At 59.3% G+C, this 25,791-nt stretch carries 17 protein-coding genes; 10 read left to right on the top strand and 7 right to left on the bottom strand.

Annotated elements, in window-relative coordinates; translation table 11 throughout:
• Positions 1-422: 422 nt before the first annotated feature.
• The 3 genes from EN955_RS08245 to EN955_RS08235 are packed head-to-tail and all read right to left on the bottom strand — an operon-like array spanning position 423 to position 4,440.
• Positions 423-2,081, bottom strand: a complete 1,659-nt coding sequence (locus EN955_RS08245) for a glycerol-3-phosphate dehydrogenase/oxidase (RefSeq protein ID WP_024502443.1) — start codon at positions 2,079-2,081, stop codon at positions 423-425.
• 50 nt (positions 2,082-2,131) lie between these two features.
• A complete protein-coding gene (locus EN955_RS08240; RefSeq protein WP_024502442.1) occupies positions 2,132-2,908 on the bottom strand; it encodes a DeoR/GlpR family DNA-binding transcription regulator in 777 nt (258 codons plus the stop codon).
• The gene (locus EN955_RS08235; protein ID WP_024502441.1) at positions 2,905-4,440 is read right to left on the bottom strand and encodes an FGGY-family carbohydrate kinase; all 1,536 of its coding nucleotides are present in this window, start codon (positions 4,438-4,440) and stop codon (positions 2,905-2,907) included. Before EN955_RS08235 ends, EN955_RS08240 begins: the two co-directional genes overlap by 4 nt.
• Positions 4,441-4,648: 208 nt before the next feature.
• On the opposite strand from EN955_RS08235, the gene EN955_RS08230 reads away from it, so the two are divergent.
• Positions 4,649-5,131 carry a LysR substrate-binding domain-containing protein gene (locus tag EN955_RS08230; RefSeq protein WP_338101679.1) on the top strand — a complete coding sequence of 161 codons (483 nt, stop codon included), beginning with the start codon at positions 4,649-4,651 and terminating at the stop codon, positions 5,129-5,131.
• Between the two features lie 175 nt (positions 5,132-5,306).
• On the opposite strand, the gene EN955_RS08225 is transcribed toward EN955_RS08230, so the two are convergent.
• The gene (locus tag EN955_RS08225) at positions 5,307-6,683 is read right to left on the bottom strand and encodes an HlyD family type I secretion periplasmic adaptor subunit (protein ID WP_024502440.1); all 1,377 of its coding nucleotides are present in this window, start codon (positions 6,681-6,683) and stop codon (positions 5,307-5,309) included.
• Complete coding sequence (locus tag EN955_RS08220) at positions 6,676-8,427, bottom strand: type I secretion system permease/ATPase (RefSeq protein WP_024502439.1); 1,752 nt, start codon at positions 8,425-8,427, stop codon at positions 6,676-6,678. Before EN955_RS08220 ends, EN955_RS08225 begins: the two co-directional genes overlap by 8 nt.
• A 714-nt stretch (positions 8,428-9,141) precedes the next feature.
• On the opposite strand from EN955_RS08220, the gene EN955_RS08215 reads away from it, so the two are divergent.
• From EN955_RS08215 to EN955_RS08180, 8 genes are all read left to right on the top strand, one after another.
• Positions 9,142-10,125, top strand: coding sequence for an ATP-grasp fold amidoligase family protein (locus EN955_RS08215; RefSeq protein ID WP_164752739.1), 984 nt, complete (start codon positions 9,142-9,144; stop codon positions 10,123-10,125).
• A 327-nt stretch (positions 10,126-10,452) separates the two neighbouring features.
• The gene (locus tag EN955_RS08210) at positions 10,453-12,222 is read left to right on the top strand and encodes a calcium-binding protein (RefSeq protein ID WP_024502436.1); all 1,770 of its coding nucleotides are present in this window, start codon (positions 10,453-10,455) and stop codon (positions 12,220-12,222) included.
• Positions 12,223-12,638: 416 nt separating this feature from the next.
• Positions 12,639-13,847, top strand: coding sequence for a glycosyltransferase family 4 protein (locus EN955_RS08205; RefSeq protein ID WP_024502435.1), 1,209 nt, complete (start codon positions 12,639-12,641; stop codon positions 13,845-13,847).
• Entirely contained in the window at positions 13,844-15,103 is a 1,260-nt protein-coding gene (locus EN955_RS08200) for an O-antigen ligase family protein (protein WP_024502434.1), read from the top strand. Before EN955_RS08205 ends, EN955_RS08200 begins: the two co-directional genes overlap by 4 nt.
• On the top strand, positions 15,104-17,101 hold the full coding sequence (gene asnB, locus EN955_RS08195) for an asparagine synthase (glutamine-hydrolyzing) (protein WP_024502433.1): 1,998 nt from the start codon (positions 15,104-15,106) through the stop codon (positions 17,099-17,101). It begins immediately after the preceding gene.
• Position 17,102: 1 nt separating this feature from the next.
• The gene (locus EN955_RS08190) at positions 17,103-19,334 is read left to right on the top strand and encodes an exopolysaccharide transport family protein (protein WP_024502432.1); all 2,232 of its coding nucleotides are present in this window, start codon (positions 17,103-17,105) and stop codon (positions 19,332-19,334) included.
• Positions 19,335-19,518: 184 nt separating this feature from the next.
• Entirely contained in the window at positions 19,519-20,886 is a 1,368-nt protein-coding gene (locus tag EN955_RS08185; RefSeq protein WP_024502431.1) for a lipopolysaccharide biosynthesis protein, read from the top strand.
• On the top strand, positions 20,883-21,923 hold the full coding sequence (locus tag EN955_RS08180; RefSeq protein WP_024502430.1) for a glycosyltransferase family 2 protein: 1,041 nt from the start codon (positions 20,883-20,885) through the stop codon (positions 21,921-21,923). The genes EN955_RS08185 and EN955_RS08180 overlap by 4 nt, the downstream gene beginning before the upstream one ends.
• Before the next feature lie 81 nt (positions 21,924-22,004).
• Here EN955_RS08180 and EN955_RS08175 read toward each other — a convergent pair whose 3' ends face one another.
• Positions 22,005-22,712 carry a helix-turn-helix transcriptional regulator gene (locus EN955_RS08175; RefSeq protein WP_024502429.1) on the bottom strand — a complete coding sequence of 236 codons (708 nt, stop codon included), beginning with the start codon at positions 22,710-22,712 and terminating at the stop codon, positions 22,005-22,007.
• Between the two features lie 213 nt (positions 22,713-22,925).
• Between EN955_RS08175 and EN955_RS08170 the strand changes: the two genes are divergently transcribed.
• Entirely contained in the window at positions 22,926-24,668 is a 1,743-nt protein-coding gene (locus EN955_RS08170; protein WP_024502428.1) for a PAS domain-containing protein, read from the top strand.
• Here the strand turns inward: EN955_RS08170 and EN955_RS08165 are convergent.
• On the bottom strand, positions 24,661-25,335 hold the full coding sequence (locus EN955_RS08165) for a response regulator transcription factor (protein ID WP_013533114.1): 675 nt from the start codon (positions 25,333-25,335) through the stop codon (positions 24,661-24,663). The genes EN955_RS08170 and EN955_RS08165 overlap by 8 nt on opposite strands.
• Positions 25,336-25,791: the final 456 nt, after the last annotated feature.

Raw genomic sequence — 25,791 nt, 5'->3', positions numbered from 1 at the left:
CCATCTCCTCCCTGAGATGATATTATTATCTTTGTGTGCAAAAATTTTCACATCCCTGCATCGCTGTCAATCCCCCGCCGGGTTGGGCGCATGCACATAAGGGGAATTCACAGGTCTCGCCCTTCCCGAAACGCCGGTCTGCCGGCATTCGGCGGGCAACATCGACCTATTAGGAGGTGAGCATGTTACTCGATCATACAGTTGTGTTAATTTAACGTCAATCTATGTTACCTCACGCCTAAGCCAGCAGAATTGCATGGCCATCGGCTATCCAGATTTTCTTCTAACTAGCTGTTTTTCAGGGATAATATCTAACATCGGCAAAATCCCAATCTGCCTGTGAGTTGGGCGATTTGCGGATGCGGCGCATCCATGGGCAAACCGACCGGATTGCCTTGTGAAGAGCATCGGTGACTGACTGATCAGCCCAGCCGCATCAGGTTCCGGTCCTCGAGTTCCACAATTGCGGCCTCGACTTCCCTTGCAAGGCGCCCGGCGCTCCAGCCCAGCGCCTGTCCGGCAATCGCCGCAATCGCCTGCAGGTCGCGGCCCGTCAGGGAGCCTGATATCGCCAAGGTGCTGCGGCGCATGACGATATCGGCCAGATGTTCGACGAACTCGTTGCGGACGATGTAGTCGATTTCCGATTTGCTGTAGCTTTCTGAATCCGGCAGCCGACCCCCATCGCCCGACCCATGCGTGGCGATCTGCGTGGCTCTGGTGCCGTATCGCGACAGCAGCGCATCGAGACGCCGTTCCTCAGCGCCCGTGTTCGAGTGAGCCAGAGCCAGCCAACCTGCTCGCGCTGCGGCATTGGTCGGGAAATCCCTGCCGCCGCCGATCGGCATGGCTTGCGTCGTCACCTTGCGGCTGCGCTGCAGGCGGCCGAGCACGGTGTCGGCGACTTCCTCGGCGAAGCCGCGAAAGGTCGTCCACTTGCCGCCGACCAGCGAGATGACCGCGAAAGGTCTGTTCCGATCCGGCTCAGTGACCGGCGCGGAGTGGTCACGGCTGATCAGCCCGGGCAGCGATGCATCGGAGGCCGGCAGCGGCCTGATGCCGCTATAGGCGTAGACGATCTGGTCGCGCTCGAACGCCATTCCCGGCAGCAGAGTCCGCACGCTGTCGAGCAGGTACTCGACTTCGTCGGGCTCGCAGCGCACCGCGTCGGGATTGTCGGCCTTGATGTCGGTGGAGCCGACCAGCGCCAGGCCGAGATAATCGTAGATGAGGCAGATGCGGCCGTCATCGGCTTCGAAATAGAGCATGCGCCCGGCCAGGCTTTTGACCAGTTCGTCATGCTTGAGCAGGACGTGCGAGCCCTTGGTGCCGCCGATCATCTTCGACGGCGCGCCAAGCAATTCGTTGACATCGTCGATCCACGGACCGGCGGCGTTGACCACCAGCTTCGGCCGCACCGAAAAGGCCGCGCCGTTTTCCGGCTGGAAGGTCAGTACCCCATCGGCGGACTTGACCAGCGCCGTATAGTTCGCGCTGGCCGAGGCCGCGTTTGCCTGCCGCCCATCGAGGATCAGTTCAAGCACGAGCCTTTCGGGGTGGCTTATCTTGGCATCGTAGTAGGTGCCGGTGGCGACGATCGAAGGATTGAGCGCCGGCATCCCGCTGAGCGCCTGGCGCCGCCCGACCATGCGGTGGCGCGGCATGACCTGGTTTCGCGAGCCGTAGAAATCATAGATCATCAGGCCGATCTTGATCAGGATGGCGCCGCGGCTGCGCGGTGCGCTGGTCGAGCCGAACAGCGTCCGCAATGCCGCCAACATGCCCTTGCTCCAGGAAAAGATCGGGATGACGGTCGGCAGCGGGCTGACATAGTGCGGCGCGTTCTTCAAAAGCAGATTGCGTTCAAGTGTCGACTGTGCGACCAGCCCGAACTCGCCGGTTTCGAGATATTTCAGGCCACCGTGAATGAGCCGCGATGGCGCGGCACTGGTGCCCGAGCCGAAATCCGCCTTGTCGACGATCAGACAGCTGACGCCTTGCGCGCACAGGTCGCGAAACAGCCCTGCCCCGTTGATGCCGGCGCCAAGGATGACGACGTCGACCTCGCCGGTTCCGGCCATGGCGGCCAAATGCCCGGCGGGATTTTCCGTAAATGTTGCTTCGCTTGAGCTCATGACGCTTTCGTCTTGACGATGCGCAGCTTCACGCCGGCCCGTTCGAGAGCTTGCGCCCGCGCATCGCCCAGGCCTTCGGTCGCCAGCACGACATCGAAGCTGGTCAGATCGTCGAAGACATGCAGCGCGATCCTGTCGAACTTGGCATGGTCGATCAGAAGGATACGCTTGGCCGATGCGGCCATCATCGCCTGCTTGACCCGCACGACATTGGGATCCTGGATGAAGGCCGTGGTTCCGGTGATGGCCGAAGCCGAGCAGATCAGCACATTGGCGCGCAGCTGCGCCACGGCGTTCTCGCAGACGATACCGATATAGGCGTTGTAGGTGCCGTGGTACTGGCCGCCGAGACAGATGAAGTCGAGTTCGTCGACATTGATCAGCAGTGATGCCGTCGCTACGGAGTTGGTGATGACGGTCAGCGGCTTGACGTCGAGCAGCAGTGCCGCGACGGCGTTTGCCGTCGAGGAATCGTCCAGCATCACCACCTGGCCGGCTTCGACATAATCGAGTGCTGCCCGCGCCAGCGCATCCTTCTCGGCCCGGTTGACCGTCACACGGTAGCGGAAGGCGCTTTCGTAGAGGCCGGAAGGCTGAACCGTCACCGCACCGTGCAGCTTGCGCAGCACGCCCTGCTGCGCCAGCCGGTCGATGTGCCGGTGGATGGTCATGCGCGACACGCCGAAATGCTCGACCAGATCGTCGATGCGCACCTGGCCGAGCTTGATCACATAGTCGGCGATCTCTTCGCGTCGTTCGTCGGCCTTGATCATGCGGTTCCCCCAGTCTCTGACCGGCCCAGCTTCTCGATGTCGGGCCAATGCGGTTCGAGCGCACCGGCTATGCGGCCATAGAGGGAAAAGCGCTCGTTGAACACAGCACTCGAGGCTTGGTCAGGCTCGTATTGGCGGGCCGTCATCCCGACCTGCCTGGCGCCCTGTTGCGGCGTCGCGAAGATGCCAACCGCCGCCCCCGCGCAAAGGGCAGCGCCAAAGGCCGCGGCCTCGTCGGTCGAGGTGACGATGACCGGGGCGTTCAGCACGTCGGCAAACATCTGAACGAAGGCCGGATTGCGCGAACCGCCGCCGGTCAGGCGGATCTCGCTGATGGCAAAGCCGTCGCGCAAGGCTTCGACATGGGTGCGGTGATTGAAGGCAATGCCCTCCAGAACCGCCTTCAGCATATCGCCGCGATTGTGCCAGCCGTGCAGGCCGACAAAGCCGCCGCTGGCAACATCGCCATAAGGAGAGCCGAACAGATAGGGATGAAACAGGATGGTCGAGGGCTTCTTCAGCGCCGCGTCGATCTCTGCTGCCAGAAGCTCGTGGATCGAGTCGCCATCGACCGATGCCTTTTCCTGCTCCGAGCGGCAGAACGTGTCGAGAAACCAGTCGTAGTTCGCGGTCGAGGCCGGCGAGATCGCCATGTTGTTCCAGCGGCCTGCGTCGATGGCGTTGCGACAGAGCCAACGCGGGTCGACGCGTGGTTGCGAAGAGACGACTTCGTTGATGGAATAGGTTCCGGCGACGACGGCGAGCACGCCCTCCTCATGGCCGCCCATGCCAAGTGCGGAGGCAGTCACGTCATGCAGTCCGCACGCGACCGGTGTTCCCTTGGCAAGGCCGGTCATTTCGGCTGCCTCGGCGGTGACATGGCCGACGATCGCGGCGGAGTGCGCCATCGGCGGCAGCGCGTCGAAAACATCGTCCAGCCCGAAGATGCGCATCGCTTCCGGCGCGTAATCCTGCGTGCTGAAATCCGTGAATGAGGTGCTGGCCTCGGTACGGTCGGTGCCGATCGTGCCGGTCAGGCAAAAGCGCAGCCAGTCCTTGCAGGCCAGTATATGCCCGATACGCCCATAGCGGGCCGGTTCGTGCTCCCTGATCCAGGCGAGCAGCGCCGACGGCGCCGAGACGTGGGGCGCCTGGCCTGTTCGCGCTAGCGCCTCTTCGAAGACCTGGTCCGCCGACCATCGCTCGACAATCTTGCCGGCGCGGCTATCGAGCGACAGGATTCCAGGCCCCAGCGGCCGACGATCCTTGTCGAGCAAATAGAGACCGTCGCCATGCGCGGTTGCCGCCACCGCCTTGATGTCGTCCGCCGGGCGGCCACATAGCGCGATCGCCTCCTTGATTGCGTCGGCGGTCGCTTGCCAGAGGCCGGCCATGTCGCGCTCCACCCAGCGCGCATGGGGCATCGATTGCGGAACCCGCCGACGCGCCACCGACAACTGCGTGCCATCGGCATCGAAGATCACCGCCTTGGTGACCGTGAGACCGTTATCGATTCCGAGCAAACTGGGCATGGGCGCCGCCGTTTTCAGCAACTGGTGAAGGGCGCTGCAAGGCAATCCTGCAGGTTGGGATAGGGATAACGGACATGACGACAATCAACGAGCAACGGTGATACCAAAGCGCCGCATCCGACGCGGCAAACAGACCATAGTAGCCTGTTAAATTAACGTCAACATGTGATATATTTTGTGGAAATGTCTGACGTAAGCTGAGACAAAAATTGCCATCCACTCGTACCGCATCGGATGCGGGACGAAGTTCCGGCCTTGCCGGTCCGATCATCCCCTGCTGCGAAATCGCCGCCTCAGGGCGCATGACCTGACCAGCTTTCCCTGGGTGGCTCCCCTGCCCGGCTCTCCGCTGATGTCGGACCTGCAGATGATCCTGATGAGCATCGGCATGTCGGACCTGAACATCCGCTATTCGGGAGGCTCGCTGATGAGCGTGATCAACTTCCTTGCCGAAACCGATGCGTTGGCCGTGCTGCCATTCTCCGTAGTCTTCGCGCAGCGCAAGGAGAGCCGGGTTACGGTGCTGCCCTATGAAATCCCGCAGCCCAGCCGCTCACTCGGTATCCTTCGCCGGGTCAGCGGACCACGCTCACCGGCGGCAGAGCGCTTCGCGGGCCACGTCACGACCGCCTTCGAAAACCTGAAGCACATCATTAAACGGCATGAGAATGCCGTTGTCTGGGGACGGTAAACCAGCCTCGCTATTCGAATGATGCGGTAGCGTCACACAACGCGCATGTTTCCTCCAGCCGGAGGCGCTTCATCCCCGCGTCGCCGGTTAGGCTCGACGGCCGCCCGCCCCCAAAAGCCGTCGGGCCGCCAGAAATCCCGATATCCTATTGGTCACGCCCTCCTCCACCTCGCCATCACTGCGTAAACGCTTTGGACATCTGATCCGCAAAGGGTTTCAACAGATAAGACCAGACATTGCGTTCGTCGGTGCGGATATGAACCTCGGCGGGCATACCTGGCCTCAGCACCTTCGCTTCGGTCAGGCAGCTCGATTTGCTTTCAACCTTGATACGCGCCGAAAAATAGGAAAGCTGACGTTGCGGGTCTTTAATCAGATCTGCCGAGATGTGTTTCACTGACCCTTGGCAGACCGGAGTGGTTCCCACGTCGAACGCCGGAAAACGGATCGACACCGGCTGCCCAGGCCGGACATCGTCGACCCGCGACGGAGGGATCAGCGCGTCCACCACAAGATCGTCGGCATCAGGTACGATGGTCATAAGCATCTCGCCAGGCGCGATAACGCCGCCGACGGTATGGACAGCCGATTCCTGTATCGTTCCGGACTGTGGCGCGCGGATCGTTGTCTTGGTCAGTTCATCCTGCGCCACAATCCTCCGTTCGTTGAGTTCGGTCTGCTTGGCTTCCGTCTCGCGGAGTTCGGTCGTCACGTCAGTGCGCCTTTGGTCATCCAGCTGCAGCATCTGCAACCCCGTTTCGCTGATGCGCGCCTGGGCTTCAGCTACTGCTGCAGCGAGGCGACCCGATTCTCCCCTGGCCCGGGTGGCATCCAACTTGATGTTGCTTACCCTCTCCTTGGAGACGAGTTTTTTGGCGTAGAGGGAATCAACGTCGGCGAAATCCTTGCTCAGCAGGGCAACCGATTCATCCACCGCGCTCTGTTGCGCTTTAAGACCGTCGATCTGACGTTCAAGTTGCTGGGATTGGCTTCTCAGCTGCGCCTTCTGTCCAGCCAAAGCCGAAGAGCGCGTTTCAAAGAGAGCGCGTTCGCCGTTGACGAGCGCAGCCAGCTCCGGTTGGTTCATTCGCGCTTTCAGGCCGACCGGCAGCTGCATTTCCGCCAAGCCCGTGCGCTCGGCCTCCAGCCGGGCGAGGCGAACGGTCGCGCGATCGAGATCCTCGCTGATGATTTGCAGGTTCGCGCGTGTCAGCGTGTCATCCAGCCTGACCAGCACGTCGCCGGCTCGTACATGATCTCCGTCCTGCGCGAAGATCCCGCCCACTGTTCCTCCGGTTTGATGCTGGACCTTCTTGACGTTGCTTTCTACCACCACGGTGGCCGGTGCAACCACGGCGCCGGCGATCTTGGTCAATCCCAGCCACAGGCCGCCGCCGAGGACCAGCAGACCTGTAATCACCAAGCCGAATATCAGGTTGGCCCGTATACCGTCCGGCAGATCTGGCGAGCTCACGGCAGGCCCTTTGCTGCCACGAAGGGTCCGGGCAAAGGACGAGAAGGTGACGAATGTTTCGAGCAGAGCCTCATGCATGCCCGGCAACCCCCGGTATCGGCGCCAAAGAAGATGGCCGAGGTGAAACAGGCGGTGAAGGTCGGAGCACGTTCGCCAAGACCTCCTCGCGCGAGCCAAAGGCATGAACCGTCCCATTCGACATAACCAGCACCTGATCGATGTTGGCGAGTGCCGAGGGACGATGCGCAACGACAATGACGATGCCCCCGCGCTGACGCACTGCCCGTATGGCGCCGGCCAGGGCAGCGTCTCCATCCACGTCGAGGTTCGAGTTCGGTTCGTCGAGCACGACAAGGAACGGCTCGCCATAAAGTGCTCGGGCGAGACCCACGAGTTGCCTCTGCCCTGCCGACAGGGCTGCTCCCCCCTCCCCGATGCGGGTCTGAAATCCCTGAGGGAGTTGCATGATCATTTTCTCGACGCCGGCGGCTCTTGCCGCCGCAAGGACGCCTTTTGGATCCGTCTTGCCTCGGAACCTCGAAATGTTGTCTGCTACCGTGCCGTCAAACAACTCCACATCCTGCGGCATGTAGCCGATATGGGCGCCGAGATGTTCCGAGTTCCATTGATCGAGAGAGGCGCCGTCCAATCTCACCGAGCCATGGAGCGGCTTCCACACCCCGACCAACGAACGGGCCAGCGTCGTCTTGCCGGAGCCGCTCGGGCCGACGACGGCCATTCCAGCCCCCCTCGACAGGTGGAAACTTACATTTACAACGGTCGGTCTTGTCAGGCCGGGCGGCGCGACTGTCAGTTGCTCGACGGCAAATCGTGCCTGTGGACGAGGCAATTCCATCGGATCGTCCTGACTGCCAAATGCAGCCATGACAGCTGCCAGCTCGCTATAGCTGCGCCGGGTCGATAGAAAACCTCTCCAGTTTGCAATCGCCGCGTCAACTGGGGCCAAGGCCCGGCCGAGCAATATGGAAGATGCGATAATCACCCCAGGAGAAGCTTCACCACCTATGACCAGGTAGGCACCGAGCCCCAGAACGCCGGATTGCAGACCCATGCGAAGCGCCTTCGAGAAGGAACTGGCGCCACCGACGACATCCGAGAGGCGCTCCTGCTGACCAAGATATGCGCGGCTGACGTCGCTCCAGCGTCGAGCCAGTCGACCAGAAAGCCCCATTGCATGAACAACCTCGGCGTTGCGCCGGGCGGAGTCGGCAAGCGCCCGTTGCGACGACAAGTCTTCGGAGGCGCGCGCGGCCGGACCACGGCTAAAGACTTCCGCAACCGCCGTCAGGAGGACCACGGCGATCGCGCCGACGGTTGCCAACAAGCCGAGCAAAGGATGGAGCAAATAAATGATCACCAGATAAAAAGGGATCCACGGAGCGTCGAAGATGACCGTCGGTCCCGTTCCGGAAAGAAAGCCGCGCAGTCGGTCAAGATCGTGCAAAGGCTGCAGACGGCCCGCATCACGTCCTGCCTTGAGCGGCAAGGACAGGGAGATGGAGAACACCTTTTCCTGCAAATTTCTATAGAGAAGACTGCCGATGCGGACCAGCACGCGAAGCCGCACGAAATCCAGGAGCCCGTAGACCGCATACAAGCCCAGCATGCCGATCGTGAACCCCACCAGGGTGGGAACGCTCTGCGACGGCAGAACGCGATCGTAGATCTGCAACATATAAACCGAACCGGTCAGGGCGAGAATGTTTATCACTGCCGAAAACAGCGCCACGCCAAGCAGCCCAGGCATGCAGGCGAGAATGGCGGAACGCAGCTCGGGAGAACCGGCCCCCGATGTTTTCATGACCAGCGGTCGTTCGCGCGACACTGCCGCGCCGTTACTTCCGTAAATTGTGATGGCTCAAACCTTTCTTGGTGCGCATAGCAGCCGCTATCCGTCGCCCCCCTTATTACGCTCTGCTTACATACGTCGACTTTGAGGAAAATGCAGCGGATTCGTGGCGCAGGACCAACGAAACGCGACCCGCAGCGTGCACAGGCTGGGGATAACTCCCCCAAAAAACGGCAATTCACGCTAGTAACGCAGTCCAGAATGGAACACGCAAAAGGGGCTTATGTCCTTGCTTCCACACACTTTCAAAGACGCCACGGTCGTTGACACAAAATACCTGATGCGGAGCAACAACTTAGATCAATCAAACCTTTTGTCGTTCTGTATTCTGTATTTGATCTCGCCCCGATACACCAATCACCCGAGCAGACCATCAGTCTCCCAGACTTCCAGAGGCGGCAAATTGACGACCGTCAGGCCGGCACGCCGGATCGTCATTCAAACGGAGGAGGACGGTGATCGAGCCTGACGTATTGTGTTTAACGCATGCGCAGGGATGGCGACTGGAGGGCTCGTTCACCTCGGGGCGCTGGCCGACGGGTTCGAACCCGCCCCATCTGTGACGGCTGCCAACCTGCCCAAGGAGGCGGATCGCGCCTTCGCCATCGTCGTTATCAGAGCGGACGCCGCGTTAGCCGGTGCGTTATCCGCCTAGTGGGGTGTTGCGTGGAAAAGAAGTATCGGAAATTAAGAAGAGCTGTCTGGGAAACGATATATAGGGTCAGCTTGATAACCCCGAATTTCTACGTTCTGAACTACCCCATAGCAGCAGCGGGATTCTTTAACGGGAACAATAGGTTCCCAAGACGGGTTTCCAGTCAATCGGCTACGATAAATGATTTTATATTTGACAGAATGATACGAAATAGATGGGGATACCTGGAGAAGATTTGCGTTGATAAGCATTATGCTAAATACATAGCTAGTGGAATCGCAGGCCTTAAAATCCCAAAGACGATCTCTGTATTCAAGATAGATAGAAATACGACGGCAGATGACATTTTACTTTGGATCCAGCCTTTCCTCGGACGTCATTTCGTGATGAAACCGACCCATTCCTCTGGAAAAATTATATTCCTCGACAAACCGCTCAATAGGAAAACCATAGAGGAATTCTTAAATTTCTCTAAGAGGTCGTACTTCAATATTGGGCGAGAGACACAATATTATAAAATGGAAAAGAAATTAATTGTCGAAGACAACATTTCTACTGGTGGTGAATTAAGTGACTACAAATTCTTTTGCGTTCGCGGCAAGGCAATTTATCTTCAGGTCGACGTCGGTAGATTTGTTGATCATAAAAGGGCTGTCTTTTCTCTTCCGGATTTTAAGCAGATTGATGTCATGTATGGTTATGAACTGCCAGAAAACGTAGAAAGGCCGGAAAATCTCGAAAAAATGATCGAGATCGCGGAAACGATATCTAGGGATGTTGAGTTTGTCAGGGTCGATTTGTACAGCATTAACGGTGACATATATTTTGGAGAGATGACTTTTTCTCCATGCGCTGGGTCGGATCATATTTCAAACGAGAGTTGGGCCATCGATTTTTTAAATAGGATCAAGGCAGAAAGTGCTCCTAAAGCAGCGATAGGTGGCCGCTTCACGCCGCAAGCGGCACGATCTTTCGACCGTCAAGTTGGCGGGTGAGCCGCGAGGGCGTCAGCGCAAGCCTCGGTTCATGTGCCGAGGCATCCTCAATGGCTTTCCCTTAGTTGGGGATAACCCGGTTGGAAAAGGCGGATATTTCCCAATCACGCGGCTCAACAATGAGCCGGATGAGAGGGGCTTATGTTGTTGTTGCGGCACTGTTTTAAAAGACTTCGGTTGACCCGAAGCGGAACATCTCCTGCTGTGCAGCAATCCTGTCGGCGATCAAAGATTCTATCCAGCGGGTGTCGTATTTGATTTGGGCCTAATATGCGCCGTCAACTAAGCAGACGTGGGGCATAACCGAATCAACCAAAGGATTTTTGGATGACACTCCACTACGCGTCCGGTGGATCAGCCGCCGAGATCGCAACCGCCGGATTCAATCTGGCTGATGTTCAGTACGTTTCGCAAGTCAATGCCTTGCCGGATGGCATGAAAGGCTTGGTTTATCTCGGTGAGCACGACGGAGTAACTTCGTCTTTCATTGATAAAGTCACTCCCTTCATAGGTAATCCAAATGTTTTCGGGTTTTACCTTAGCGACGAGCCTGATCCGACAGGCAAGTGGGGCAGCTACGCAACCGCTGCAAACCTAAAGGCGGAATCCGACTGGATTCATTCTCATGTTCCCGGCGCCAAGACCTTCATCACGATGATGAACTTGGGCACGGATGGCTCGCCGAGCTACATGAACCCGAACGACCCGGCCCACGCCGCTTACAATCCGGCGAATACGGGCATCGATTTCTACGGTATCGGCTATTACCCCATCAACAACACTTCGGCTCCCGACTACACCCATATCGACAAGATGGTTGCGGCTGCCGGTGAAGCAGGCATCCCGATTGACAAGATCGTCCCGCTTTACCAAGCGTTCGGTGGTGGCAACTGGGAAACCAGCGCTGGCGGCAAGTTTGTCATGCCCACCGCTGCCCAGGAGCAGGCCATGATTGATCGTTGGGCCGCACTGGTTCCGTCGCCGGCCTTTGACTATACCTATAAATGGGGAACGCAGAATGGCGACACCGCGCTTGAAAGCGCCTCGGAACTGAAAGCCTTTTTCCTCCAGCACAATCTCGAGGGCACCCATGCCCCGGTCTCGCCCCCGGTTAGTGATCCTGCCACGCCCCCGGTCAGTGATCCGGTCGGCACACCGACCACACCTCCTACTCACGTCGGCACCCCTGCTCCCACCGCGCCGGCCCCGTCGGGAAGCGATCATGTCTTCCATGGCACGCGCGGCGCAGACGTTTTCCACGCAACCAGGGGCAATGACAAATATCTCGTCAACAATGCTCATGACAAGGTCATGGAAGCGCCAAACGGGGGCTTCGACAAGGTCGCGGCCTCGGTGAGTTACGCTCTTACGGCGGGATCACATGTCGAGCAGCTCTCCACCGCCAATTCGGGTGGCAGGGCGTCCATCAACCTGACCGGCAACGAATTCGGTCAAGCCATCTATGGAAATGGTGGTGCCAACAAGATCAATGGCGGCGGTGGCGCCGACAAGATGACCGGCTATGGCGGCAATGACACCTATTACGTCGACAATGCCCACGACAAGGTGGTGGAGCAGAGAGGAAGCGGCCTCGACAAGGTTCTTGCCTCGGTGAGCTTCGCTCTTTCGGCTGGCTCGCACATCGAGCAACTCGCAACCACCAAGGCGTCCGGCAAGGCCGCCATCAATCTGACCGGCAACGAATTCGGACAGACCATTCACGGCAATGCCGGTAACAACAAGATCGACGGTGGCGGCGGGGCCGATACGTTGACCGGGCACGGGGGCAGAGATGCCTTCGTGTTCAGTACCGCCCTTGGTTCTGGAAACGTCGACAGGATCACTGATTTCAACAAAGCCCAGGACAAGATCCACCTCGACCATTCCATCTTTGCCGGTCTCGATCAGGGGGGCCTCTCGTCGGACGCTTTCTTTGCCGGCAAAGCGGCGCATGACAGTTCCGATCACATTATCTACAACAGTTCGACCGGAGCTCTTTCTTTCGACAGCGACGGCGTCGGAGGCGCAAACCAGATCCATTTCGCGAGCCTCTCTCCGCATCTGTCGATTACCGCATCGTCTTTCCTGGTCACCTGACGCTCCAGCGACGAATGCCTTAAAAGGTCGGCGAGGTCTTGGGGCCTCGCCGACAGTCGTTTGGGCCGAGCGTCCGAACTTCGCGCCCATCAGCGAGCCGCGGAGCTCAGGTCCGCCACGCCTTACTCCAGCCACTCATCGTGCCCACTTCAGGCAATGCCGTGGGCGCGTCCCGGTGAGACTGCGTCGGCAAGACAGGAGGGACATTAGCGCTCCCCACTGCGAGGGAATCTCGCCTCACTGGTCCTACCCCTTTCCAAACATCATGGTGTCATTCAAACGGACGAGGACAGGAACCCGGCCTCCCCATAGCGTGCACTCGCGCGGGATGCGCTCATAGGTGATGAAACCGGGCCGTGGCAGCATCGAGAGCGTCAGTTACTCGATTGCCCGCCGTGTGCGCTGGGGAGAGGCAGATGAACCCACATCTGGTCTGCGTGGGAGGCGAGGATCACGCCTTGAGAGTTCCCTTCCTCATCGCGCTGCGAGAGAAAGGCTTTCGCGTTACGGCGGTCTCGAGCGGTTCTCCCGTACCGTTTTTAAGGCATGACATTTCGCATCACAGGTTCTCCTTCGACCGGTTTGCATCTGGCGGCGGGGAATGGCGTGCTCTCGGAACGATGCGCCGATTGATGCGGGAGCTTCGGCCCGACATCATCCAGAGTTTCGACACCAAGCCAAATCTGTTGACGCCCCTTTCCATGCGGGGAACAGTTCCGGTTATTCGCACCATCAACGGGCTGGGCTGGACGTTCTCATCTCTGGCGCCTCGCGCTTTGGCCCTGCGTCCGGTCTATTGCGCGCTGCAATGGCTCGCGTCTTCGTGGACGGCGGCGACCGTTTTCCAAAATCGTGATGACCAACTGTTCTTCGAGCGCTTTCGGCTGACCGGTCGCGGAAGCTCGCGACTGATACGCAGTTCCGGAATCGATGTCGATGCGTTCGCAACGGTGCGCCATCTCGGGTCCTCGGCAACGAAGATGCGTAGGGAACTCGGCCTCCAGTCCGCCGAAGTGGTGATCTTTGTCGGCCGCTTGACCCGTCAGAAGGGTGTGGGAACCCTCCTCGAGGCGGTTCCTCGCGTCGTGGCCGAAAGACCAGCAGCACGATTTGTGCTTGTCGGCCCGCGAGAATCCGAAGGCTCATTCGCAATCGACAAGTCCGAGATCGACCGGCACGCATCTCATGTGCTGGCCTTGGGTCCACGACGCGATGTCGCTGATCTCCTCGGCATGGCCGATGTATTCGCCTTTCCCACCCAGTATCGCGAAGGAGTACCGCGTGTGTTGCTGGAAGCGGGGCTTTCGGGACTGCCAATCGTGGCTTCCAGGATGCCAGGCTGCAGAGACGTCGTCGAAGACGGGTGGAATGGCTACCTGGTTGCACCGCATGACGCCGATGCCCTTGCCTCGCGAACAATAGACTTGCTGTCCGACCGCGCTGGGGCAAAGGCAATGGGCGCCCGTTCCGCTGAACTTGTGCGGGAGCGATTTGCCCTGCCGTTGGTGGTCGATCAGTACTGCGATCTGTACGAAAACACACTCCGCGCGGGGCTTCCGCGACCGCTCCCTGCTGTCGCACTTGAGGGCAGCCTCGCAGATCACCGGGGCGGAGCACGTCAATGATCCGGGACGCCTTGCTCGCCCTGGGAGTTGCGATGTCCTACGCGACGCAACTGGCCGTTCCGGGATTGTCGCTCGGCTATGGCGAATTGTTCATCGCGATCTGGATCGCTCTGGCGATTGGACGAATATTCGCCGGGGGTCGTCTCCAGGTCACACCCGCTTTTGTCCAACTGGCGAGCTTCTGGCTGATCTTGTCGCTGGCTTTGGGAATCGGCACGATCGTCGGCTACCTGACCACCGTCCTTTACTTGACCGGGCTGGTACATGACGTGATGGCCTACATGCTGCTGGCCGGCTTCACATGCCTGGCGGCCGCGGAGCCCGACGCCGATCGTCACCTTCGCCGCAGTGCCTGGTGGGTGATCGCCATCGCCAATGGAAGCTTCGTAATTCAGCTGGGATTGGCATTTGGGGTGGCCCACCAGCCCGGCGTCGACCCCTGGTTCTGGGACAGATTCCGTGGCTGGTCCGAGAACCCGAACCAACTTGCGCTCTATTGCGCGCTTTTTGGCCCCCTGGCTTTGCACCTTGCCACGACCACCCGCAACCCATGGCGCCGTTTGCTCGCATTCTCCAGCCTGATCCTGACCTTTTATGTCGGCCGGCTGACGAAGAGCGACACCTATCTCTACACCAGTATCCTGAGCTGCCTCGTCTTTCTCGGATTGCGGCTTCGTGCATGGATCGCAACAAGCGGTCGCGCCAGCCTGCCCCGCTTGGCAGCAATTGTGCTGTTGGCGGGTTCCTTGCCTTTAGCGCTGGCGATGACGCCGTACGCGCTCACCGAAGAGGCCAGCGTCGCCCATTTTGCCAAGAGCCTTACCAAGGACCAGGGTGGGGAAGCGACACTCGAAACATTCGAACTCCGGCTCTATCTGTGGCAGGATGCGGTGGAAACGGGGTTGAAATCCGGGTCCCTGGGATTAGGCCCTGGGCCTCACCTCGAGCGCCCGCCCGTCGCCGACCGTCAATTTCTACAGCGCCCTTTCGAGGCCCATAACACCGTTCTTGACCTTTACCTGCAGGGCGGATTGCTTGCGGTGATGGCATTGGTCTGGATCGTGGGAGCCGCAATGTCGGTTGCCTGGCGAGCGGGCTTCGACGCGCTGCTGGTGCTCGGTGCGTCGACGATAATCTTCAGCATGCCTCACCTGATCATCCGCCATCCGATCGTGTGGTTTTCGCTGGCTTTCTGCCTCGTTGCCGGAAATCCGACCGCACTTCGGCCGCAACTTGCCGAGCCCAGGGTGCCCTAAATGTGTGGGATCGCCGGAATTCTATTGGCTTCCGATGCCACAGACATAAAGCCGCTCCAAGCGATCGGGCGGATGACCGCATCGCTGCGTCACCGGGGCCCGGATGGCGAAGGGCTCTGGGCCGATCGCGAGGCTGGAATCGCATTGGGCCACAGGCGATTGGCAATTGTCGACCTGTCAGCCGCCGGGCACCAGCCGATGCATTCTGCCAGCGGCCGGTACGTGATCACTTTCAACGGTGAGATATACAATTTTCGCGATTTGCGTCGCGAACTCGAGAGTGCGGGCCAAACCTTTCAAGGCGCCAGCGACACCGAAGTGATGCTCAGCGCAATCGAGCATTGGGGGCTTGAAACCGCCCTCAAACGCTTTGCCGGAATGTTCGTGTTCGCATTGTGGGATCTGAAGACAAGAAGCCTTTATCTGGCCCGTGACAGGATGGGCAAAAAGCCCCTCTATGTTGCTTCGACCCGAGACGCATTGGTCTTCGCCTCTGAGCTGAAGGCGATCAACACCTTTCCGGGCTTCTCTCCCGACCTTGATCTTGATGCCGCGGCGGCAATGCTTTCAACGGGATGGGTGCCGGACCATCTCTGTATCTGGCGAGGCGTGTTCAAACTGCCGCCTGGTTCCGTCCTTTCCATCACCGCGGCGAATTATGCCGAAGACCGCAGCGCGGACCGTCTTTCCCAACGCATTCACCGCTGGTGGTCACTGGCTGACGTTGCAGCCGATGGGCGACGGAACCCCGCTACCGGCACCGACGAAGATCTGGTTGACGAACTGGACAACCGGCTTCGGCTGGCCGTGCGGGAACGCATGATCGCCGACGTCCCTCTGGGTGGCTTCCTGTCGGGCGGGATCGACAGCTCAGCCGTGATCGCCCTGATGCAGGCTCAATCCTGCAAGCCGGTTCGCAGTTTCACGATCTCGTTCGCAGAGGGCGGCTTTGATGAAGCTCCATACGCAGCGGCCGTTGCCCGTCATCTGGGCACCGACCACTCCGAACTTCACCTCTCGCCCAGCGCCGCACGTGACGTCATTCCCGAGTTGCCGCAGGTCTGGGATGAACCCTTCGCCGATGAATCGCAGATACCGACCTTGCTCGTTGCCAGGCTCGCTCGTCAGCACGTCACCGTAGCGCTGTCGGGCGACGGCGGTGACGAATGCTTCGCAGGATACGGCCGCCACTTCATGGCGGAGCGGTTGAAACGACACCTGCGCCTGCCCCGACAACTGCGCCGAACCTTGGCGGCAGGGGCAGGCTTTTTCGCACGCGCAGGACGCGACGATGTCATCGGCAAACTGCCACTCTCTGCGAGCGCGAGGCATTTTATCCGGAGCGACCGGATGGAACGTCTCGCCCGGCTGCTCACGGCATCGAATGAAGACGAATTGTTTCAGCGGCTGGCGCGGCCACAGGCTGAAAACCTGGGACGTCAGCGGCCCACCGAACCAATCTACGGCCACGGCGGTCCGCCGCTTGACGACCTGCTCTCCCGTCTTCTGTGCGATGACATGGCGGGGTACTTGCCTGGCGATATCTTGGTGAAGCTGGACCGTGCCACTATGGCCAACAGCCTTGAGGGCCGGTGTCCTCTGCTTGACCACCGCGTTGTCGAATTCTCCTGGCGGCTGCCATCCAACATGAAAGTTCGTGATGGCGCCGGCAAATGGATTCTTCGTCAATTGCTACGCCGCTATCTCCCGCAGCACCTGATCGAGCGTCCGAAACAGGGCTTCGATGTCCCTATCGCAGCATGGCTGCGGGGTCCGCTGCGCAACTGGGCCAGCGATCTTCTCGCCGACATGCGAGCAGAAAGCAGTGACGTATTGGACGCTGCGAAGATCGACGCCTGCTGGCGCGATCACATTGATGGCCAGAACCGCTCGCGCGAATTGTGGTCCGCATTGATGTTCCAGGCCTGGCGGAGCCGAGCCAACCGGCAAGCACAGCAAACCGGCCCAATTCATGAACCCGATCTGGCAGGAGTATAAAATGGTAGGTTCCGCAATCAGCCCGATCCAGCTGCCACGGATCAATCAACCACCAGCACCGGTTCTCGAAGGCAGAGTGCACGTGCGGTCATTGCGCGAATATGTCGAGCCGGCCACCGCGTCGCACCAACTCTTCGTGATTCTGGCAAGGCGAAAATGGTCTATTGTTGCCTTCGCTGTGTTGGGCGGGCTGCTGGCGGGGTTGCTGGGAAGTCTTCGCCCGGTTCTCTACGAGGCAACTACTCAGCTTATCATCGACGCCCCATCGCGCGGTTCACTGCCCGTCGGCGCCCCGTCTTCGCAGGACCTCGTCGATTCAAGCATAGATGACCACATCACGATGCTATCGTCGCAAGACCATCTGCGCCGCGTCATGGCGGCACTGCGCAAGACAGGTGCGGCTGAAACCGGACAGGACAATTCCGCTAGCGGGAATTCCCGGCTTGAGCCGTCTGCCATCCCTCCCCCGAGGACACGCTCGCTTGCCGGTGGTCTACTGGACCGACTGTGGCCAGGAGCGGACAAAACAATCAGCGATTCACAGGCCGAGGATGCCTCCGAATTGAGAGCCTTGCGGCAAGGAATGCGGGTCGGGCAGGAGCTGCGATCGAGAGTAGTCTCCGTCGCTTTCGCCGATGACAGTCCCGCGCGGGCGGCGCTCGTGGCCAACACATTCGCTCAGGTCTATGTCGACAATCTGATAAGGAGAAGGCAGGCATCCGACCAGCAAGAACTCGATGCGATCACCACCAGCCTGCCCAGGCTGCAAAACGATCTGCAGGCAGCGGCCGACCGCCTTGAGAAATATCGGTTGAGCCACGGAGCCATCGACCAAGGCTCGGCGGACAATGCAGCCAGGGAACGGGCCGACCTCAGCCAGCAATTGTCGATGTCAAACGCAGATCTCGCCGCTGTGGAAACTCGGCTGCGACATGTTCAGGAGCTTCGAGCGCAGGGGGCTTCTTTCGTCTCCGTGGCCGAAGCCATTGGCGGGCCTGAACTTGCCGATCTCGCGGCTCGACAGGCTCGCGCGCCTGCGGACCAAGAACTCAGAAACATGACCGAAAGCAAGGTCGAACAAGGCATCGACAAGATTGCTGCGGACGCAAACATTTTCCGTGCCCAGATCGCCACTCTTGAGAGCCGGAAGGCCATTTTGGATGCGGTCATGGCCGACACCGCCAGCCGGCTTTCCGGGTTGCGGGTTCTCGAGCCGCAGGTCAGTTTGCTGACCCAGCGATACAACGAACTTCTTGGCCGGCAACAGGATTTGACGCGGCGTATCGGAGTTCCCTCGGCTGGAATTTCCATCCTATCGGCGGCATGGCCGCCGACCATCCCGCAGACCTTGCCCGCCATCTTCCTTGTTCCGCCCGGGATGATTGTGTTCGCTATACTGGGCGCGATTTTCGTCACGATGCGCAATCACTTCGATCGGACTTTCCGCGGTGAGACCGAGGCGGAAGCGGTGCTCAAGGTTCCATGTATGGGGCAGATTCCCGAAGCAGGCAGGGTGCATGCCAAACGACTGCGAACCCTTGTCCTGGGCGAGCGCAGCTCCGCCTATAGCCGCGCCGTGACGTCGTTGCTGATTGCTGCGGCGCCCAATGCGCTGAGGGCTCGTTCGTCGTACACGGCGCTTGTCACCTCCAGCGTCCCGGAGGATGGGGGGACCGAGCTCGCATGGAGTCTGGCGCTGGCCGGCACGCGGATGGGCGGTCGTGTTCTCTTGATCGATCTTGAACGCAAGGGCGTTCAACTCACGCTCGAGTTCCTGCATCAGTTCAGCGAGCGCAAGAGCCGCCATTCCTTCGCTGACTATGTCTGCAATCGCAGCAACCTGGAAAACGCCGTGGCCAGTCTGCATGAAATCGGCATCGACGTGATGACCGCTGCTCCGTCGGACGATCTGCTGGCGGTGTTGTCCTGCGAGGATGGGGGCAAAGTGATGGCGGATCTGCACTTGACCTATCGCATCGTCATCATAAACCTGCCGTCGGCGCTCGGGCGGCCGGAAGCCAAATTTCTGGCTGGATGGGCTGATGCGGTGCTTTTTGCCGTCCGATGGAGGAAAACGCCACGTACCCTCGCTCGCGGGGTGCTGGAACTCCTTCAGGGCAACGGTTCTCTTGCGGTACCCGTCGGCAGCGTCCTCACGCAAGTGAACTTGAAAAAACATGCCGGATATCGGCTCGAGGATAGCGCCGACCTCTTGCGCGAGCAGATAGCATGACCAAGCACAGGCTCGTCCTTGGGCCGCGGACGATCCGGGGGCGGTTCATCCAGGGAGCGGCCCGGACGATTCAGGGTGCAGCCTGTCCGCAGAGCGCGTCATTCAGGTGAATGATGGCAAGGTTCGGTGTGCATCGTAGGCTGCGGCAATCCCCGATATTTGCCTCCCTCGGAAGCGCGAACCGATGGCACTGAGCGACCTTCTGAGACCCAAGATGGTTCCCGCGGCCGACACAGCCATCATCGCTGTTCGGCCGAGCACGATCGGTTCGATCATTCGTGCAGCTGGTGAAGTGTCGGCGATGGCAATTGTCGGCCAACTCACCCTTCTTGCTGCGATTCCGGTCTTGGCGCGGCTCTATTCGCCTGCGGATTTCGGCATCTTTACGATTTATCTGTCGATTGTGAACATACTCGCCGGGGTCGCAGCATTGCGCTTCGAGGCGTCACTCTATGGGGTTAAGGGGAGCGCCCAGGCCTATGTGACGGTCAAGCTTATCCTTTTGGCTGTGTTCGTGACCACCGTCCTGGCCTTTTCGGCCGGACAGATGCTGTCGAACCTTGCTCCCAACCGCCTCGGTTCGCTCGCCTGGCTCATTCCGATCGGAATGGGAGGCGCAGGTCTGGTCGAAGCCATGAACTGCTGGAGCCTGCGTGCCGGGCTTTTGCGCGACTTTGCCCTTGGGCGGCTGATCCTGCCGGCGAGCATGGCTGCACTGCAATTGGTTTTCGGCATCGCCAACCTCGGCGGCGAAGCGATGATCCATGCCCATATTTTGAGCCAGTTCGTCTTTATCGGGTATATCGGTTATCGGGTGACGAGCTGGGAGGATTTGCGCGGCATCGCCCGGGCACCTTGGCGTGCGGTGTTCGAAAAGGCCCGGCGGGAATACAAATTTCCTCTGTTCGATATCCCCGCAACACTCGCGAGCATAGCGATCAACAATCTTCCGGCAGTTCTTGTCGGTGGGCTGTTCGGCACCGCATTTGCCGGATATTTGGGCGTGGCAACGCGCCTGGTTACCGGTCCAGTGACGCTGATCGCTTCACCGCTCAGCAATGTTTTTGTCGCCGAAGCAAACCAGAACAACAATCGTGGACACCTGCTTGGCGTGGCACGCGGGCTTCTCCTGCTGGCTGCCGGCTTTACCGCGGTGCCGATATTGCTGCTTGGACTCGCCGCGCCCTATGTGGTCGTTCCGCTCCTGGGCGAGCCTTGGATGCCCACCGCGGAAATCATGACCGCACTGGCGCTGATGGGCGCGGCACAAGCGTTGTCTACTCCGCTTAGCGACGTTCCCGCTCTGTTACGGCGGCAAGGAACAAGACTGGTCATCGACCTCGTACGAGCAGTTCTCGTGTTTGGCCCGCTGCTCGCCGGCGCCCAGGCGGGCTGGCAGCCAGTCACCGTCATCTATTTCATGGCCGCCGGCGGCGCGTCGGGTTTCGCTCTGAAAATGGCAGCATCGCTGTATTTGTTGACCCACGACCCTCAACCAGCAGGCGCTGCAACGTGCATCCAACATGAATGTCTCGAGGAAAAAACACCATGAATTCGTCGTCGGTTGACAATCTTCAAGCGGCAGTTGCGGTCACCCAGCATGACCGTGCCGATGTCTCATGGTCACGCCCTTTTATCTCTGTCGGGATACCAACCTTTCGCCGGCCCGATACGATCCGCAGGGCGATCGACAGCGTCCTGGGTCAGGATTACTCCGATTGGGAGTTGGTCGTGAGCGACGACGAGGGACCGGAGGGCGAGACCTGGGCTATCGTGACCGACTATGCACGAAGCGAACCTCGCATCCGCATCATCGAGAACAGCCGAGGTCGCGGTCAGGTGGAGAACACCAACAACGCTATGCTGGCTTGCTCTGGACGGTGGATCAAGTTACTGCACGACGATGACTGGCTTGCGCCAGGTGCACTCAGGACATTCGCCGAAGTTGCCAAACAGCACCCGTCGGTCGCCTTCATGACGTCAGCCGCAAACATAATCGAGGACAAGCGAGTGAGATTTCGCCAAGTCCCCAAGGAGCAGGAAGCGATCTCCCTTTATTCCAGCCAGCAGTGCCTGATGGACCTCTATCTGGTGCGCGCGACACGCTGCCTGGGGATCATTCCATCCACATTGCTGATCAACAGCGACGTCATTCGTGCCGGCTGCTTGATGCGCACGCACAAAGAGATTCCGGCCGGAGTGGATCAACTGTTCTTCGTCGATCTAGCCAGCCATGGGGACATGGTGGCGATAAGCGATCCGCTTACCTTTTATGATGCAACGAGCCATCCAAGCATTACCACGTCAAAGAGTTTCCGCGAGGTCGACGAAGTGACTCTCGCCGTCAAGCAGCTTAACTGGAATCTCATCAAAGACCGCAACCATCTCCCGCCTCCCGAGACATTGCTGCGGGCGCTGCGGGTTGCTCGTATTCCCATGCGGTTCCACCAGCAGTCCTGGTTGACCACGTTCCTGGATGGGATTCAGATCTTCCGGCCTTCGGTCATGAAGGTGGCGGGCTGGCACGTGCTTAATCACGTGTTTGCAATCCGCCCAAGATTGGGCCGGGTGCGCACGCGACGGCGGTAAGGTGAGGCTGGCCGACAAGCACATCAGCGACAGATTGCGCGCACAAGCCTGTTGTGCGCGCGCATGGTAAAGGCGTTTGCCTCACGGCAAAACGCATATGCGCCCAAGAAGAGCTACCAGTTCCGCCTGTCGCCGTGTTTCGGTCTTGGCGAACAGCGACGCCAGCTGCGACCTTATCGTGGTCCGGCTCAAGCGCCGCTTGCGGGCTATTTCCAAAGGGGCATCGCCCTGCGCCAAGCGCAGTGCGAGCTGCGTTTCGGCACTCGTCAGACCAAACATTCTTTGCAGCGTCTGGGGATTTGGCCCGGACCTGTTTTCACGATCCAGCAGCGCCACGATGCTTGTCGCGTCAGGCGTTGCTATGCCCTTCTCGTTCAATATCAGGGGCCTGTCGCCCATGCCTCGGATCACCACCCATGAAAGCGTGCCAGGAGAAAAATTGCCCGGCACGTTTGCGATCAGCCGTCTCAGCGCAGCAAATACCTTGCTGGCCGTATCGGCTGCCTCGCCTTCGCGCTCCAAGGTGTTTTGAGCGGCTGAATTCCACTCCATGACCTTCCTGTCGCTGTTCAGGATCAGGTAGCCACAACCGATGCGATCAAGCATTCTCACAACAGATGCAAGGCTGCTCTGCCGTGGCTCGACAGCAACGCTGTCGAACCGTTGTGGTGCTTGATGCCAAGCGGAAGCATGGTCACCTTGCGTTCTCAAGGCGGAGACAGGCTTTCCCCCGAAACTTCCATATTGGCGACCAAGAATTCCATCATCTTGCCTACCAACCAGTGCCATTTTCTTACCTCCCGCAAAACGGCAACGCCTCCCAGTCAAAAGGAGGTGCCTTAAACATGTCAGTCAGGTCGCTTGGAGAGTAGCGGTCCGATCCGCCCCCGACATCGGACAAAATGCGCGCTACAATCCCGGGGAACAATCCTGCGGTCGGACTAGTCTGTACGCTTTTCGGTCTAATCTCGACGGACTAGTCAGAAGGTTATAGTCTGGCATATGCGTTTGCATTCGCTCAGTTTGCATCCGAACAGCTCAGGCAAGTTGCTGACCCGCCTTGCCTCGATGTCGCTCCTGATAGCGACACTTGCGGTCGAGACAGCGCTGCCGACCTCTGTGGCATACGACATCGGCTTTTTTGAGTTTGTTCCCGCCATTATTGCCATCTCATATCTCGAAGATCGCATGATCGCTCTTGCGGCAACCTTTGTGATGGTTGCCGTCGGCTTATTGACGCGGGATGTCCTGCACCATCCAATCGATGTCGGCCTTTGGGTTCAAGCCATTCTGCTGCTGGTTGCAGGGGGGATGATCGCCCTGACTTTCCACCGGCAGAGGCAGGACTACCGCACCCTTTTGCAGGTTGCGGAGGCTAGACTCGCGGCCTTGGAAGCAACCGAAAACAGGTATCGCTGGGCATTCGAACGTGCCGCCATTGGCTTTGCCAACATGAATGAGAACGGAGAGTTGCAACGGTCCAACAAGCGTCTTTGTGAAATGACAGGGTATGTCGAGGAGGAGCTTTCAAGTCTGCCGCTCAGCGCACTCGTCCACCCCGACGACAACCACACCTTGGCGGAAGCGTTGACTCGCCTGAAAGACACGACTTCGTTCGGCTCCGAGATCCGTCTCCTGAGAAGAGACGGCACGATTTTGTGGACAAGATTGGCCCTGTCTTTGGCCGTGCCAGCCGATGCTCTCCCTCAAAGCATTTTTGTAGTGGTGGACGACATATCGGGAGAGCGAACCGCCCGCGAGGCACTCCGGGCTCAGAAGGAATGGTTGGACCTGGCGCTATCGTCAAGCCGGTTGGGAACATGGCGCATAGATTTCGAGAGCGGGTCCGTGAAGGGCTCAGCCGCGTTCTGGGAAATGATGGGGCTGGCACCCGCGCCGAGCCGTCCATTGCAGGAATTGACTGCGGTCGTTCACCCGGCCGACTTGCCTAATCTGATGGCCCCGGGAGAGCTTGCATCAGGCGCCGACTATGACGCTGAGATCCGCATCAGGCGAACTGGCGGACATATCCGCTGGATTGCTCTTCGGGGACGGGACGAATTGCGCGACGGTCGTGCACAGCGAATAGGAGTCGCCGCGGATCTCACCGATCGGCGCATAACCATTCTGCTGCGGGCTGCGGCGAAGAAGCGAGAGCGGGCTATGCTTGAACAGCGCCATAGGCTCAACAATCTGTTTCCGGTGATCACGGCGCTTGTGAATATGGTTGGTGCCCCCGACAATGATATCGCCAGCTATAAGCAGACACTGATCGAAAAGATCGGCGCACTCCAGGCGACGCATCTGCTTCTTTCACGCGATGGCAGCCTGTCGGCTTCCCTGCGTGACCTCATCGTTCAGGAGTTGCAGCCCTATATGGGGACGCATGACATTTCGATCAGTGGACCCGAAATAAAAATGGCTGAGGGTTCGGCTGAGAGCTTCGCAATGATCGTTCACGAGCTTACGACCAATTCCGTGAAGCATGGGGCTCTCGGCACTCCGGCAGGACGGATCGAGGTCGTGTGGCAATTCGTGGCCCAGGAGCCCGGCGCCGACATAGTGTTTGAATGGTCGGAATCGGGAGAGCGCCGGGTCTCCACCTCGGCTCGGCGTGGCTTTGGGTCGTTGATTATCGGAGCCGACGGTGAGCCTATCGTGGGCCACTCTTCCAAGCTTGAGATGCTGGATCACGGACTGAAATATTCGGTCCGGCTGCCGCCAAAAGCAATCGGCGCTAGTTGATGTCCCTGGCGGCCCATGTCTTCAGCAAAACCGCGGCTTCCGTCCGATTTCGTGCCCCAAGTTCGCGCAGGACGGCAGCCGCATGAATCTTCGTCGTCGCTTCTGCAATTTCAAGAGAGCGGGCAATCTCTTTGTTCGAGTAACCTTCAGCCATCAACCTGAGGACTTCCTTCTGTCTGGACGTAAGCCTGCCCAGATTGTTGACGCTGATGGTCCTGTGGGGCATTTGCGTGGGAGCCTCGGATGGAAGGCGCACCGACTCCTTGGACCTTTGTGAAAGAAGTGCCGGAACGTAAATGCGGCCAGCCAGGATTTCGTTCACCGCCAGGACCACCTCCTCGTCCGTTTGGGACTTTACGATATAGCCATGAAGTCCAATCGAGAGGGCAGTTAGAATCTCGGCGCGTGAATCGGTCCCTGAGACAATTGCAAACCGTGTGTCGGGATGAGCCGGTAAGACGTCGCGAAGGTCGTCCTGACCGGACAGTCCCGGCATGTTCAGGTCGATGATGGCGAGATCAACAGGCGCCTGATCTTCAAGCAAGCTTATGACGGTATCAAAACACGCCGCTTCGAATATTTCCAAGTCTGGAATGCCGGCCATCAAAGCCAGTCGCAGCCCACGACGATACAAGCCGTGATCATCGGCGATGATAATACGATACATGAACCACCCACCTTTTGGCAGCCCGCATGTGTCCCTAGCTGCCGAAACCTCCCTTTGGATGGACTGTACGGTGACCCAACACAGATCAGCCGCCCGCTGATCCCCCGTATGTCGACGCTCGCCGCCGCCCATCGGCACATTTCAACCTTCTAATATAGCTTACAATCGCACACATTTCAGGGCCAGATGTTGAAGTGTTTTTTTCGTACGAACGGTAGCGATGCCCTTCCGAGAAGGTCGTTGCCGGCGCCGGACATGTGAACAGTTCCCAGCTCTGATCGCCCTGCCGCGCCCATGCGCTGCCAACTGGAATATTGAATCAAAAGGCCGGGAAAGTGCCATTCAAATGCACGACGACGCCTTCTCAAGCGCCACTTACCATCGCTGCACTCCGGAGAGGCAAAACCAACACTGGCGTACCTTCCGGCCGGGTGGGTTGGACCCATCACACCGCGA

The sequence above is a fragment of the Mesorhizobium sp. M7A.F.Ca.CA.001.04.2.1 genome (assembly GCF_003998485.1).
Lineage (GTDB): Bacteria > Pseudomonadota > Alphaproteobacteria > Rhizobiales > Rhizobiaceae > Mesorhizobium > Mesorhizobium ciceri.
Note: the sequence above shows the minus strand (reverse complement) of the source record. Positions and strands in the feature narration are given on the sequence as shown.

What these genes read in the sequence shown, in the direction of transcription:
- EN955_RS08245 (WP_024502443.1), bottom strand. Translation starts at nt 2,081, where the DNA reads ATGGCCGGAACCGGCGAGGTCGACGTCGTCATCCTTGGCGCCGGCATC.
- EN955_RS08240 (WP_024502442.1), bottom strand. Translation starts at nt 2,908, where the DNA reads ATGATCAAGGCCGACGAACGACGCGAAGAGATCGCCGACTATGTGATC.
- EN955_RS08235 (WP_024502441.1), bottom strand. Translation starts at nt 4,440, where the DNA reads ATGCCCAGTTTGCTCGGAATCGATAACGGTCTCACGGTCACCAAGGCG.
- EN955_RS08225 (WP_024502440.1), bottom strand. Translation starts at nt 6,683, where the DNA reads ATGCATGAGGCTCTGCTCGAAACATTCGTCACCTTCTCGTCCTTTGCC.
- EN955_RS08220 (WP_024502439.1), bottom strand. Translation starts at nt 8,427, where the DNA reads ATGAAAACATCGGGGGCCGGTTCTCCCGAGCTGCGTTCCGCCATTCTC.
- EN955_RS08210 (WP_024502436.1), top strand. Translation starts at nt 10,453, where the DNA reads ATGACACTCCACTACGCGTCCGGTGGATCAGCCGCCGAGATCGCAACC.
- EN955_RS08205 (WP_024502435.1), top strand. Translation starts at nt 12,639, where the DNA reads ATGAACCCACATCTGGTCTGCGTGGGAGGCGAGGATCACGCCTTGAGA.
- EN955_RS08200 (WP_024502434.1), top strand. Translation starts at nt 13,844, where the DNA reads ATGATCCGGGACGCCTTGCTCGCCCTGGGAGTTGCGATGTCCTACGCG.
- asnB (WP_024502433.1), top strand. Translation starts at nt 15,104, where the DNA reads ATGTGTGGGATCGCCGGAATTCTATTGGCTTCCGATGCCACAGACATA.
- EN955_RS08190 (WP_024502432.1), top strand. Translation starts at nt 17,103, where the DNA reads ATGGTAGGTTCCGCAATCAGCCCGATCCAGCTGCCACGGATCAATCAA.
- EN955_RS08185 (WP_024502431.1), top strand. Translation starts at nt 19,519, where the DNA reads ATGGCACTGAGCGACCTTCTGAGACCCAAGATGGTTCCCGCGGCCGAC.
- EN955_RS08180 (WP_024502430.1), top strand. Translation starts at nt 20,883, where the DNA reads ATGAATTCGTCGTCGGTTGACAATCTTCAAGCGGCAGTTGCGGTCACC.
- EN955_RS08175 (WP_024502429.1), bottom strand. Translation starts at nt 22,712, where the DNA reads ATGGCACTGGTTGGTAGGCAAGATGATGGAATTCTTGGTCGCCAATAT.
- EN955_RS08170 (WP_024502428.1), top strand. Translation starts at nt 22,926, where the DNA reads ATGCGTTTGCATTCGCTCAGTTTGCATCCGAACAGCTCAGGCAAGTTG.
- EN955_RS08165 (WP_013533114.1), bottom strand. Translation starts at nt 25,335, where the DNA reads ATGTATCGTATTATCATCGCCGATGATCACGGCTTGTATCGTCGTGGG.